Here is a 14,099-nt window from a genome sequence, read left to right on the forward strand (position 1 = left end):
ATTTTGTCTCCTCTATTTGCGACTGAGCTGTGTTAGGAGCGCATTGTAGGCAGCATAAGAAGTGAAAAAAATGGTGAACGGCATAGTATTAATTTATTTTATAGTTTGCCCGAAGCGGAGCTTATTAAGGATAGCCACGGCTATGCCAATTCTAAAAATCAGACCATTTCGAGCATATGGGTATCGTGCATTTCCCGGCTCAAGCCTTGATAGCAAGGAATCCATCTTGCTTGGCTCACCCCAGGGAAGAAATCTCTTCATCCGCTAGCGTCAGACTCAGCCCCGCCCCCTGGATCACCGCCACTGACGCCCTTTAAAACCTGTTGTTTTAAAAGCAAGCCTTTTTATTCTTGTTTCCAACCATAGGTAAAAACCCTTAGTTGCATTTATTTAAATTTAAAACAATTAGATATTTTATCAAAAGTTTCAATGTTAACTTTATTGTTCTAAAAAATATCTCGATCAAGCCTTACATATTTCAGTTCCAGCAAGAAAGACCTGTCAACAAAAAAGGGAGAGATTATGCGCAAACCACGGTTTCAGCACAAATTGACCTATTCAATACTGATACAAGCGCTATCCATGGGGCTATTAGCCAGTTCCATTTCAACCACCGTTAATGCTGCAATGTTGCACCTTTCTGGAGATCTAACGGGAAGCAATCCTTACGATATTTACAACTCCGGCATAATAAAAATAGAACTGGATAAAGAAACAAGAGGAGCTCAAATTTATGTCTCCAAAGCCTATACCTTGAAAACCACCGCTGGCGACACCGCCCCTCTGGTATTCGTGCGTAGCGGCTCTGAAATCAAGCTCAATACCAGCGACATTACGGACGCCAACGGCGTACCGCAAAAAAACGATAAGTCTGTCTTGAAAATTACCGGTTCCGGCTCGGAAACAGCTGCAATCTGGATTGGTCGAGAATTGCCGCCGTCTCAACAAGCCGTCATTACAGATAAAGACACGGTCTTTAAAGGTCAGTATTTAGACATCATCCAAACAAATGGTGTGGGAATAGACGGCGAGGGTAGTCAGAATAGCCAGGGCGGTTCCGCACAAACCACACTTTCGCTGAAAGACAGCAAAATTACGGCGCAAGAAGGAATACGCTGGGGTGATTATGCTAGTAAAAGTCTGATCGAATTAAGCGATGTCACGATTACCGCTGACAATACCGGCATGTCGATCAGCTCCTCACAGGGATCGGAGACCAAGCTGGTCACTGACAAGCTGAAAATTACCAGCAAGGGCGTCAAGGTGGGCGTGGATCCGGGTACTGGTCTGTTCCTGGGCGGCGCTGGCATGGATGCCTCCTTGAATGACACCACCATCATCAGCAAAACCTCGGGCGTTCGGGTCTCGAACCTGTCCAAAGTGCATTTCACCGGCTCCACGGTGATTGAAGCAGCCGACTCCAAGTCCACCGGCCAGAACGGCATCATGGCGGGGCGGGATGCCGAAGTCACAGTCGATCATCTGGAAATGTTCTTCCAGTCCGAACAAAACAGTGACTATAGCGGGGCGATATCAGCGTCCAGTGACGCGTCCATCACAATTGGCCAGACCGGACAGTCCCAGCGCAGCAAAATTGAAGTTTTCAACCTGAAGAATGCGTCTCGCAGCAATGATGTTCAAGGTGCGAATGCCTTTTTAGGCGGAAAAATCACCCTGAACAGCGTGGACATGGTGAACTTCCGCAAGAAAACGCTGGGCGAGGAGATCAGCGACAAGGTTCTGGGGCTGGATGCCCGCTACAACAGCCACATCACCTTGAACGACAGTACGGTTACGCTGAAAGACCTGAAAGATGAGCCTTTTATACGCATAGGCGCCAGTATTCAGGAAAACTCCACGCTGACCCTGAATCAAGGCTCTCGCATTGAGGCAGGCCAGTTTGCAGTGCGGATGACTGCCAAGTCCTCGCTGGAGATGAATGACTCCAGCCTTCAGGCGGGGCGCTCGGCCATTTATGCCCAGTCCACCACTGGCGACAAGGCCAGCAGCTTGCTGACCGCGACCTTGAATAACAGCCAGGTCACGGCACTACAGCAAAAAGCCAAAGATCCTTTGGGCACGGCTCTGCAAGTAGGGATGGAAATCTATGGCAAGCAAGCCTATTTGCAGCTTGATGCTTCCAATGGTTCCGTCATCGAGGGCGATTATCTGTATCAGGTCAACCAAGGGGAGCTGGAGCTGACTGCCAAGCAGTCACTGCTCTCGGGTGCAGCCAGAATTGCAGCGCCCACCAACTCTGGCGATCCACGCAATATCGCCAATCTGCAGCTTAGTCAGGGCAGTATCTGGCAACTGAAGAAAGATCCCAATCCGGCCACCGTTCCCACTGCAGCTGACTATGTTCAGGTCAACACCTTGAGCCTGGACGATAGTGAAGTGCATTTTGCCAAACCGGCGGATATGCAGGGTTTCCAGACCCTGAGCGTAGATACCTTGAATGGTAATAACGGCCTGATTGAACTGTGGACAGAGCTGCAGGACGATAGCTCGGCCACGGATCAGCTGATTGTGCGCAATCAAGCCACTGGCACCACCCGTCTGCGAATCAAGCGCTTTGATGACGAGATGGACGACGGCGCACAAACCAAGGTTGGGATCAAGGTCGTGTCGGCAGACAGCGGCACCGCCACCAATACCGCAACAACCTCCGCCACTGCGTTCAGCCTGGATAGTGGCTCTACCGGCTATCGCGCCAGTTCCACCCCCAGTCTGGTCGCGGGTCTGTATGACTACTATCTGGTCAAAGGCGGCAAGGGCGGGGAAGCGGAAAGCTGGTATCTGAATTCGATTGCCGGTGACCCGGTCATTCCGGACCCAGATCCTGATCCCGACCCAGACCCGGATCCAGATCCAGGGCCTGATCCGGGCCCCGGTCCTGGACCAGGCCCGGAACCGGATGAACCAACCGCGTATCGTCCTGAAATTGACGCCTACTTCTCCAACCGTCAAATGGCCCTGTCTACCCAGCGGCATCGCTGGCAAGAGCGCCAGGAAGCCCGTGGTCCCGGCCATACCGCCTGGGCGCGTCTGGTTCACAAGCAGGAACGCTTTGATAACCAGTTCGGCAATCAGCGCAAAATGGACAATACCCTGATCCATTTTGGTTCGGATGTCTGGCAAAACACCTATGCCAATCAAAGTCAGCTCAGCCTTGGGGTGATGGCCTTGTACTCGGATGGCAAGAGCAAGACTCATAACGAGCGCTTGAAGGCTGAAGGCAAAGTCCAGGGCTACAACCTGGGTCTGTACGCCACCTGGCAACAAAAGCCCACCGAGCCGGAAACCGGGGCCTATGTAGACAGCTGGGTAATGCAAGGCTGGTTCAGAAACAAGGTCAAGGGCGATGGACTGGCCGAGGAGAAGTACAACTCGCGCAGCCTGTCGGCCTCTTTGGAAGGCGGCTATGGTTTCTTGCTGTCTGATTCCGGCCAAACCCGCTATTACCTGCAACCTCAGGCGCAAGTGATCTGGTCCAACTTCAATGCCAGCGATGTGTATGAACAAACCCAAACGCAGATTCACAAGCAAAACATGAACTCGGCGGCTTATCGGGTGGGTCTGCGCTTCAAAGCAGATATTGAAGGCAGCCAGGGCATGCAGCTGGCTCCTTTTGCGGAGCTGAACTACTGGCGCATGCCGCGCATCTCCCATATGTCCTTTAACGACAAATCCGTGGGGGACCCCATGCCCAAGCATGTCATGGCGACTACCTTGGGCCTGAACGCCCAACTATCCAAGAGCACCAGTGCCTTTGGGCGGGTTTCCTACATGATGGGTAGCGAGAAGTACCGGGAAAGCAATTTCCAGCTGGGCATCAGATACGCCTGGTAAGACAGTCTGGCATCCGGATTTGAGCGGATGCCAGCCCGTCACATAGCGATTGCCTGATCCACAAAACATTGCCCCCGAAGCCTGGATTCCATGCAGGCTTCGGGGGCAATCTGTTTAGTCCGCAGCAAGCGGTAGTCAGGCTTTCAGCGTGTAGCGCAAAATATCGACAATCTGCTCGGGCGTGGTCGCCCAGGCTTGTGCGCTGGCATCCACTTCTTTTAAAGGATGGATGATGTCTTCGGCATGCAAAGTCACATACGGTTTGCCCAAGGCGGCACAGAAGCCAGCATCAAAGGCCGCATTCCACTGCTTGTACTTGTCCCCGAAACGCACCACGACCAGATCCGCTTGCTCAATCAGGGTTCTGGTACGGATGGCATTGATTTTGGAGGATTTGTGATCACGCCAGAAACCTTCGCTGGTCGGCCCCAGGTGATCGCCTGCGGCATCGCTGGCATCGTGATCGGTCACAGGACTGGTAAAGGTGATATCCAATCCAGCGGCCTTTGCACCTTGAGCAATCTGCTCGCGCCAATCCGTGTGAATTTCGCCGGACAGATAGACGGTGTAAGTCATTACGCACTCCATAAAGAAAAGCCGGACGCCTCTTCAACAGGCGCCCGGCGCATTCAAACCCACCCAACAGTAGCATATTGAGCGCTACCTAACAGCAGGCAGACTCGATAGCCCTTATTCGTAAATACAGCAGGTGGCCACAGGAGAGGGTTCTTGACGGAGCCTGACTTAGCGGATCGGGATGGCAACCGGGCGCAGCGGAGCCGCATCCCCACCACGGATCTTGAGCGGGCCACCAATAAAGGCGAACTCATAGACCTTGTCCTTGGACAATTCATCCAGAGCAATCAGCTCAATAATCGGGGCACCTTGTTGTGCCAGCAGGTAGGTATGCAAGGGCACGTAGTCGTCGGGGACTTCGGAAGGGAAGGTTTCAAAGCTCAAGTTGTCCGCGCCCACAATCATGGCGCCGCCTTCTTCCACCAGGTAGCGAGCAGCATCCAGACCCATGCCAGGAGGTGCATTCATATAGGCTTTGGGATCATTAAAGAGCTTCATGCGTCCGGTACGGATCAGGACGATATCGCCTTCTTTCAGTACCGTTTTCTGACGGGCCAGGGCATCCTTCAAGTCCTGGCGTGTAATGCGGTATTGGTCAGGCAGCATGTCTACGCCTTTGGCGGCGGCCACATCAATCAGGACACCGCGGGCGATCAAGGGCGGGAATTTTTCGATGCCGGTACGTTTCCAGCCACGGTCGCCCAGATGTTCATCGGCCTTGAAGCCATTCCAGATCTTTCCATGAATCCCGAAGTGATTCAGAGCGTCGATATGAGTGCCCGTGTGGCTGTACATGGAAAAAGCCGTGCCTGTGTAGCTGCGAACCGTGTTCATGTCATCACCGACTCCCATCGGGTCATCCACCGCGGTGCCGCGAGGGGTATGGGTCATCCAGAATTGATAGTGCGGGTCGCCCGCGTCCTGCCAGCTGGGCATGCCCAGGTAGTAGTCCGTCGCCAGGTCATAGACTTTGCTGCCGTCCAGTCGGGACAGGATGGCGGCTCGGGAAGCAGGGGTGATCAGGTTCAGGCGGCCAATTTCATCATCCGGCCCCCAGGGGCTGATGCCCACTTCCTGGGCGCCAAGAGACGGGGTGTTACTTGTTGGGTGAGCAGAATGCGCCAGAGAGACGCTCATGCTGCTTGCGCCAACCAGCAGTAAACCGAAAAGACGGTGAGAGAAACGAATCGACATGGGATGTCCTTTTGTGGAACGTAGATAAAAAAGAGGGGGCAGCGTTTACAGCAGGGCCTGCAAACGACTTTTGAGCATTTCGACGGACTGGGTCTGCAAACGGGCCAGCACCTGGCCTGTCTCGCGCGAGGAAACTAATAAAGTGGGGATGGACTGAATACCTAACCGTGCTGCCTCGGCGCGATCGGCTTGAACTCGCTGATGCGCAATATCGCTATCCATAGCGTTCAGAAAAGCTTCGCCGTCAAAGCCTTGCGCAACCGCAATTGCCAGCAGGGTGTCCATATCACCGATATTGCGGCTGTCTGCCAGATGCGCACGCTGCACGGCATCGAAGTAATCCCAATGGCCTGCCTCGCCAGACAGCAGTTGCGCTGCCTGACAAGCCAGGGCAGACAACATGCCGTGGGGATACTCGAAGCTCTGTGCCCGCATGCCCTCGATATTGATGGACTGCGTATCGTCGTGTTGGGCGCAAGCGGCCCAATGTCCCAGAATTACGGTTTTGGCCCGCTCCATGGAGCCAAAGGCGTGCAGCATCTGCTCACGGCTGTCTTGCAGCACAAAGCTGTGGTGACGAACCTGAATGCCCAGATCGGCGGCAACTTGCCGCAGGCGTGGCGACATGACATAACACCATCCACATACGGCGTCATGGAAGAAATCAATAATTAAAGGGGAGGCGAGCGGGGGATTGCTCGTGCCGGGCTGTGTCTGAAAGTGCATTGTGATGTCCTTGTAATAAGGTCATCACAATAGCAATCTCCACGGCCGAGAATAAGCACGTGGCGGTGCAGACAGTTTTTACTCCAGGTTCAGAAAAGCCTGTTTATCGAACCTTGGACATGGCGTTTGGGAGATGTTCCGCCAGGTAATCCACGAAGGCTTTGACCTTGGGCTGCAAATGCCGATTGGTCGGGTACACGGCATAGATATGACGTGGCTCATTCACGTATTCGGGCAAGACGCGCTGTAGTTGTCCGCTGGCAATCGCCGGATCTGCCAGAAAGGACGGCAGGGCTCCAATCCCCAAACCTGCAATCAGAAAATCGCGCAGCATCAGGCTGTTATTGACTTGACTGTGTTCACCAGAAAATAGCAAAGCCGTAGCGCTGGGGGTGGGCTGTTGAGGACTGCTGTCGAAATCACTGTCAAAAACAAGGCCTTGGGTATGCGCCAGGCTGTAGCTGATCATTTTATGATTGCGCAGAGCCTGCAAGGTCTGAGGCTGGCCATGCTGCTTCAAATAGGCGGGGGCGGCGCATAGCTTTTGCTCTATGGTGGCCAGACGACGAGCAATCAGGGTGGAGTCATCCAGACTGGTGCGCAAACGCACCGACACATCAAAGCCATGGGCTACGGCATCCACAATCCGGTCTTCCATCACCAGTTCCAGCTTCAGGTCTGGATACTTGCATAGAAAATCCGTAATCAATGGGGACAGGACACTCAGTGCAAACGACAAGGGAGCATTCACGCGCAGGGTGCCCGTCACACGTTGGGACTGCTGTTTTACAGAACGCTCCAGAGCGTCCAGCTCATCCAGTATCCGACAACATTCGGCGTAGTAGCTGCGGCCGGTTTCGGTCAGGCTCATGCTGCGCGTGGTGCGTTGAATCAGCACGGTATCCAGATGCGCTTCCAGAGTACGCAGTTGCTTACTCAGTCCCGCCGCTGATATCCCCAGGTCCTCGGCGGCTTTGGCAAGCCCGCCCAGCTCCACAATGCGCCGGAACGTGCGCATGACATTAAAGGTGTCCATAAGGGATAGGTACTCCAACAATCAGCTATAGCAGGGCTTGGGCGGGGAGCATGCCCGGAAACAGGAACGCCGCCACTTCAGGAATCGTATCCTACCGCATTGCTGCCGGCAGTCGGCAGTCGGCAGTCGGCAGTCGGCAGTCGGCAGTCGGCAGTCGGCAGTCGGCAGTCGGCAGTCGGCAGTCGATTTTCCCACATAAAATCGGACAAAGACTGATAGCTTATTTCCAACCCAAGCTATGGGATTGCTCCAGGGCTTGATGACGCTGATCATCATCCGCATGCAGATAGATATTGGTCGTGGCGATGGACTCATGGCCCAAGGTGTCGCGGATGATACGTAAATCCACCCCTTGATCAGCCAAGTGCGAGCCTGCCGAGTGCCTCAGCCAGTGTGCCGAGGCCTGTTCCAGAATACGAGCCTGCGACTCCTGGTCAGGATGCAGACTCCGTAAACGATCTGCACTGCCTTGAAAAACCTGTTTGACCAGAACATGCGCCATGGCTCCGGTCAGGTGTCTGTCACTGGCGCCGGCCGACATCAATAAAGGATAGGGCTCCAAAGCCTGGGGCGGTCCTTCCAGGCCATGCGCCTGTCGATAACGCATCAACTCGCCATACAGTTCCTGCGTCAAAGGCACACGACGCCATTTATCCCCTTTGCCGTGGATATGCAGCCACCACTGGGCTGTCGTTCCCGCATCGGCACGCTCCTGAACATCGGCCATACGGGCCTGAACCAGCTCGGAAATACGCAGAGCACCGCCATAAAGAATGGAAAATAGCCAACGCACACGGGCTTTATAGCGCAGTTCGCTCTGCGTATCTTCAGGCAGAGCCTGGATGTAATCCTGCACCCAGCGCCATTGCAGTCGGCTCAAATACCGTTGCTGGGGGGCGCTAGTTTTCTTTTGACGACGCCCTTGATGAGACAAGGCCAAAGGATTGCCCGCCAAATATCCCGCCTGCACCAGCCAGCTAAATAAAGAGTTCAGGATCAATAAAGCCTGATTCCGGCTGCTTTCCGACAAAGGCCCGGCAAATGGTCGCCATGCGGCATGGTGACGGGCAGGGCGAGAACGCCCTTGAACCACCCAGCGATGCGCAGGTTGGGGATCAGCCAGAAACAAGCGATAGGCCAGGATGTCTTCCAGGCTAAGCGAAGACAAATCCTTGCGACGCTCCAAGACCGCCCATAACAAGAGACGCTCCGCCTCCTTGCGGTAGTTCGCGTAGGTGCGCGGACTATCTATATAGCGCGCCAACCACGCTCGCAATGCCTCTATATCTGTTTGCGCCTCAATCTGCGCACGCCCGCCGACAGAACGGTTTGCCCCTTGCCGTCCGTCAAAACGAGCCAGCAATTGAGCAATATCGTCCGATCCCAAATCTGTTGAGGGCGAAGTTTTGGCTATTTCCATGGATAAACAGAAAAACGGAGGCGTTAAGAGAGCAGGGAAGGGCTTTCAAACCCGTACCTGTGCAATTCGGGCTATTAAAGGTTAGATATTTGACATTATAGAGATAATGTCAAATTATAGAATCTAATTTGTTGATAATTTTATATATTACGTTGTATTATTAATTAAATTATCAAGGAAGGTGGAAAAATGGAGCAAAACCAGCCAAACGAGGGGCAAATCCTGGCCGATGTTGCTGAATTACGTGATCGCTTCAGCCATACGCAGACTCTGTACAAAGAAGTGGCTGCACTCCTGTTTTTTCGCTATGGCGTCACACCTACGGCCAACAAGCTGTACCAATTGGTGCGCAAGGGCAGCATGAGCGCTCCTGCTCAGGCGCTACAGACGTTCTGGGAAGATTTGCGGGATAAAAGCCGGGTTCGGCTGGATGTGGCAGACATGCCCGAAGAGCTGCAAACCCTGACAGGGGATCTGCTGGGCCGTATCTGGCAAGAGGCCATGGAGCAGTCAAAACAGCAGATGCTGCATTACCAGACTCAGGCTGATGAACGCGTCGCACAGGCTCAAGCCCAAAGCCACGAAGCTCAGCAGGCGCTGGAAGTAGAGCAGGGCGCTTTGAAAAACGCTCAAGCCAGCATAGAAAAGCTGAAAGAAGAGCTACAGGAAGCCGGTCAGGAACAAGCGGTTCTGAAACAAGACTTGCTGCACGCCAAGCAACGCCAGAACGAGCTGGAGACCGAAAAGCAATTGGTCCAGCGGGAACTACGACGCCAAGGTGAGCAATTCACCCAGGATCTGGAGCGACTGCAAAAAGCCATTGAATTGACCGAAGAACGCGCCCAGGCCAACGAGCGCCGTGCTTTGCTGGAGATCGACAAGGAGCGCTCCATTCAAACGCGACTGCGTCAGCAAATAGAAGAAGCCGAACAAGCGAACAAGGCCCAGCGTCAGGCTCACGAACAGGAGCTGAACAAGCAGCAGGATCACATGCAGAAGCTGCGCCAGGAGTTGGGACAAGAGCAGGGCGAGCGCCGAGCCATGCAGGCGGCGATGGATATAAGCCATAGTTTGGCCAAAGAGATGCAAGGGCAATTGCAAATGCTGCGTACTCGCGCTGCTTTGCTGGAGCGGGAGAATGAAGAGGCGCGCAAGAAAGCCCAGCTACTTAGTCAGGAACTGGAGCAAGCCCAAGCGCAGCCCGTACGACCTGTGCGCTTGAAACGACGTTTGATCAAGAGCGATCCTGAACAATAAGGCTCATTCAGCAGCCTAGACCAGCATGCAGTACGGCAAGCTTGTTTCGCTTATGGACCACTGCATGTAACGGTCTGTTTTTGCTCAAACGACGCAGGCAAGCCTCATGCTAAGCTTTTGCCCATGCTGCGCGCACCCATTTCATCTCGCAAAACGATAGGCTGGCTTTTATTAGTCGGCCTGCTTGTTTTGTTTGGCAGCATGGGGCTAGGCACCAGCTTTGCCGCGCACGCCACGGCTCAAGATACAGATCACAGCACCGTTCAGGGGCAACACGCCTCGTCGGGACAGTCTCACCATAGCGCTCCCAACCACTGCAGCACTCCGCTGAAAAGCGGCTGCTGCGCTTGTCTGGCAACACAGGCTCCACCGTCGGAAACGGTCGCATTACAGCCCGCTTTCCCTCCGGTTCCCCTGCATCAAAACTACATCTCCCGGCTGATTGGTCCCGCCCAGCCACCTCCGCGCTCGTCCTGATCATCTCGTTTTAATTGCCGCCCCAAGCCCAAAAAGCCTGTGCTAATCAGGCATGGGCGGCGCATATGTATTGATGATTAATAGGGATAAACCCATGAAACGACGCGATTTTTTCAAACTGACTTTAGGTGCCAGCCTGTTGAGCAGCCTGCCTATGCGAAGCTGGGCGCAAGGCATGATGGGGCACCACGGCTCCATGTCCGGCGATATGCCCGGCCACGGCATGAGCACCCGCCAAGGACTGATGCCCATAGACAAAATGCCGGCTGGCCAGGCTCTGCAAGTGTTGCCTGTGCTTAAAAACAGTAGTCAAAAAAAGGGGCTTTTCCAGGCCAAAATTACTGCAGCTGCCCATCAACGCGTTCTGGCGGATGACAAAAGCACCGAGCTCTGGCTATACAATGGCCAAGCTCCCGGCCCGCTGATCGAGCTGTATGAGGGTGATCAGGTAGAAATCGAATTTGAAAACCAGCTGGCCCAAGCCACTACCATTCACTGGCACGGTTTGCCGGTTCCCTCGGATCAGGACGGCAACCCGCAAGACGCCGTCATGCCAGGACAAAGCCGCTACTACCGCTTTACCTTGCCCGAAGGCTGCGCCGGTACCTACTGGTATCACCCGCATCCTCATGGCAAAAGCGGGGAGCAGGTCGCCCATGGGCTAGGCGGGACAATTATTGTTCGCTCTCCCAAAGACCCGTTAAAGGACTACACAGAGCAGCACTGGGCCATTAGCGATTTGCGGCTGGACATCAATGGCCACATCCCGGCCAACACAGGTCCCGACTGGATGAATGGCAGGGAAGGGCAGTTCGTCCTGCTGAATGGTCAACGCCAACCGCTTATCCAGGCAAGCACTGCTGAACGCATCCGTATCTGGAACTCGTGTTCTGCCCGATATTTAAAGCTACATATCCCCGGCGCCCGCCTGGTTCAAGTCGGTACGGATGGCGGACTGTTGGAACAGCCCTTGGCAGCCACCGATTCGATTTTGATGGCCCCGGCCGAGCGGGTGGAGTTCTTTATCCAGGCGGACAAAGACCTGGATAGCCGCCTGCAAGCGCTGTACTACGACCGGCAAAAAATGATGGTGCAGGAAGATCCCGAAACCTTGACACTGGCGACACTAAAAATCCGCCATCAGGAAATCCAACTGCCCGAGCAATTGCGCGCAATTCCTGCGATTCCAGCAGCCTCCAGCACCGCAAAAGTCGTATTCAGCGAAGTCATGCCCATGAACCATGACATGCAATCCGGGCAAGGCTCTGGCATGGCAAGTTCGTCCGGGATGAATCATCAGGGCATGGCAGGAATGGATAGCGACGCCATGATGCCCGGCATGGCTGCCATGCGCTCCATGTTTCGCATCAACAATCAGGTCTACGACATGGACCGCATCGACCTGCGTTGCCCGACAGGGGAGTGGCAATACTGGGACGTGATCAACGACTCCCATATGGACCATCCTTTCCATCTGCACGGAACCCAGTTTCAGGTATTGGCGCGTCAAACCGGGATGCTGTCCGTACCGGAGGCTTTCCGGGCCTGGCGCGATACGGTGAATCTGCGCCCCAACGAGACAGTCCGGCTGGCATTTCGCCAGGAATTACCGGGTCTGCGTATGTTCCACTGCCACATCCTGGAGCACGAGGACCTGGGCATGATGGCGCAGCTCATGGTGGAGTAGCCTGATCCCTGACGTAGCGCCTTGAAAACATCCGCCCTGCAAGCCTGTGTGCCAGCAGGGCGGACAAAGCAGTCCTGCTTGAAAAAAACCCGACGTCGCCTGCATTACAATACCGCTTTTGAATTCCTCATTTTCAGCGGAGCACGCGCCATGAGCCTGTTGGGCACCCCTTTATCGTCGTCGTCGGACAAAATCATGCTCTTGGGCTCGGGAGAGCTGGGCAAAGAAGTGCTGATTGCGCTGCAGCGCCTGGGGGTTGAAACCATAGCGGTAGACCGCTACGAGAACGCACCTGGCCAACAAGTCGCCCATCACTCGCGCACCATCACCATGAGTGACGCCGAGCAACTGCGCGCCCTGATCGAAAAAGAAAAGCCCACCCTGGTCGTGCCCGAGATTGAAGCCATTGCCACCGGCGTGCTGGAAGAGCTGGAAGCCCAGGGCAAAGTGCGCGTTATTCCAACCGCCCGTGCCGCTCGTCTGACCATGGACCGTGAAGGCATCCGCCGCCTGGCCGCTGAAACCCTGGGCGTTCCCACCAGCCCCTACCAGTTCTGCGAATCGCTGGAAGAACTGCAAGCCGCTATCGATGGCAAGATTGGCTATCCCTGCGTGGTCAAACCCTTGATGAGCAGCTCAGGCAAAGGCCAAAGCAAGATCAGCGGCCCAGATGATGTTGCCAAAGCCTGGGACTACGCCATGGCGGGTGGCCGCGTCAGCCAATGCCGCGTCATTGTTGAAGGCTTTATCGACTTCGACTACGAAATCACCTTGTTGACCGTCCGTGCCGTAGGCGCAGACGGCCAGATAGAAACCCAATTCTGCGATCCTATCGGCCACAAACAAGTGGATGGCGACTACGTGGAAAGCTGGCAGCCACAGCCCATGAGCCCTAAAGCTCTGCAAAGCGCGCGCGAGATTGCCCAAGCCGTTACCCAGAACCTGGGCGGTCAGGGCTTGTTTGGCGTAGAGCTGTTCGTGAAGGGCGATCAGGTCTGGTTCAGTGAAGTCAGCCCCCGTCCTCACGACACCGGCATGGTTACCATGGCCACCCAATGGCAGTCCGAATTTGAGCTGCATGCACGCGCCATTCTGGGCCTGCCTGTGAATACCGCCTTGCGTATGCCCGGCGCCAGCGCCGTGATCTACGGCGGTGTAGACGCAAAAGACGTGGATTTCCTGAATGTGGCCGAAGCCTTGCGCATCCCGCAAACCGATATCCGTCTGTTCGGCAAACCCGAGAGCTTTGAAAAGCGCCGCATGGGTGTCGCCCTGGCAGCAGACGCTGACCTGGAAACAGCCCGCGCCAACGCCCGCCAAGCGGCTGCCACCGTCAAAGTCCAAGCCCGCTAAAACAAGGAGTTTTCCACCATGCCCATCATCGTCGTCCTGCTGTTCATAGGGATTATTGCGGCGCTTGTGTATGGTGGAATGCAGCTCTTTAGTCTGGTCAGCGCCAGTGCCGGGGTCATCGCCGCTATCTTGAGCCTGCTGATCGCGGCGGCCATTCTGGTGACCCCCTTTATCGTATGGCGGCGCCGTTATCTGGCCATCCACGGCAAAAAACAGCAAGGCCAGCGCATTCTGGAACTGGCTTTACCTGATGGCTCGATACGCCTGGATGCTCTGCAAAAACGCGGCCAGATTCAAACCGGGCAGGGCGCGCGCGGGTTTATTTTTGCGGATATAGAAGCAATCGAGCTGCAGGGCAGGGGATTGAAGCTGACTTTGCGTAACCCGGCACAAAGCTGGGACATTCAACCCGCCCATGCCGCAGAAGCCAAGCGTTGGCACAAGATACTAAGTCTGGCAGCGCGGCAGGATTTATAAGGCTCGTTGTCTCTACAAGCAGACAGCACATCCTGCAGAAGTAA

The 14,099-nt window shown here is 54.9% G+C and carries 10 protein-coding genes; 5 read left to right on the forward strand and 5 right to left on the reverse strand.

The annotated features are described in order from the left end of the window. The first annotated feature begins 753 nt into the window (after positions 1–753). The gene (locus tag DUD43_RS10165; RefSeq protein ID WP_194273375.1) at positions 754–3,852 is read left to right on the forward strand and encodes an autotransporter outer membrane beta-barrel domain-containing protein; all 3,099 of its coding nucleotides are present in this window, start codon (positions 754–756) and stop codon (positions 3,850–3,852) included. Between the two features lie 135 nt (positions 3,853–3,987). Here the strand turns inward: DUD43_RS10165 and DUD43_RS10170 are convergent, their stop codons facing one another. The 5 genes from DUD43_RS10170 to DUD43_RS10195 form a co-directional block, all read right to left on the reverse strand. Further along, positions 3,988–4,428, reverse strand: coding sequence for a YtoQ family protein (locus DUD43_RS10170; RefSeq protein WP_153230199.1), 441 nt, complete (start codon positions 4,426–4,428; stop codon positions 3,988–3,990). Between the two features lie 168 nt (positions 4,429–4,596). Then, positions 4,597–5,622: a cyclase family protein gene (locus DUD43_RS10175; protein WP_153230200.1), complete on the reverse strand. Its 1,026-nt coding sequence runs from the start codon at positions 5,620–5,622 to the stop codon at positions 4,597–4,599. A 45-nt stretch (positions 5,623–5,667) separates the two neighbouring features. Next, positions 5,668–6,348, reverse strand: a complete 681-nt coding sequence (locus DUD43_RS10180; RefSeq protein ID WP_153230201.1) for a DsbA family oxidoreductase — start codon at positions 6,346–6,348, stop codon at positions 5,668–5,670. Between the two features lie 103 nt (positions 6,349–6,451). Continuing rightward, a complete protein-coding gene (locus tag DUD43_RS10185) occupies positions 6,452–7,384 on the reverse strand; it encodes a LysR family transcriptional regulator (RefSeq protein ID WP_153230202.1) in 933 nt (310 codons plus the stop codon). Positions 7,385–7,604: 220 nt separating this feature from the next. Continuing rightward, a complete protein-coding gene (locus tag DUD43_RS10195) occupies positions 7,605–8,804 on the reverse strand; it encodes a tyrosine-type recombinase/integrase (RefSeq protein WP_153230203.1) in 1,200 nt (399 codons plus the stop codon). A gap of 189 nt (positions 8,805–8,993) precedes the next feature. On the opposite strand from DUD43_RS10195, the gene DUD43_RS10200 reads away from it, so the two are divergent. From DUD43_RS10200 to DUD43_RS10215, 4 genes are all read left to right on the forward strand, one after another. Next, positions 8,994–10,061, forward strand: a complete 1,068-nt coding sequence (locus DUD43_RS10200; protein ID WP_153230204.1) for a DNA-binding protein — start codon at positions 8,994–8,996, stop codon at positions 10,059–10,061. A 571-nt stretch (positions 10,062–10,632) separates the two neighbouring features. Continuing rightward, positions 10,633–12,225: a multicopper oxidase family protein gene (locus DUD43_RS10205; protein WP_153230205.1), complete on the forward strand. Its 1,593-nt coding sequence runs from the start codon at positions 10,633–10,635 to the stop codon at positions 12,223–12,225. A 150-nt stretch (positions 12,226–12,375) separates the two neighbouring features. Next, positions 12,376–13,578, forward strand: a complete 1,203-nt coding sequence (gene purT, locus DUD43_RS10210; protein ID WP_153231596.1) for a formate-dependent phosphoribosylglycinamide formyltransferase — start codon at positions 12,376–12,378, stop codon at positions 13,576–13,578. 18 nt (positions 13,579–13,596) lie between these two features. After that, positions 13,597–14,055, forward strand: a complete 459-nt coding sequence (locus DUD43_RS10215) for a hypothetical protein (RefSeq protein WP_153230206.1) — start codon at positions 13,597–13,599, stop codon at positions 14,053–14,055. The last annotated feature ends 44 nt before the right edge of the window (positions 14,056–14,099 follow it).

The sequence above is a fragment of the Alcaligenes faecalis genome (genome assembly GCF_009497775.1).
Taxonomy (GTDB): domain Bacteria; phylum Pseudomonadota; class Gammaproteobacteria; order Burkholderiales; family Burkholderiaceae_B; genus Alcaligenes; species Alcaligenes faecalis_D.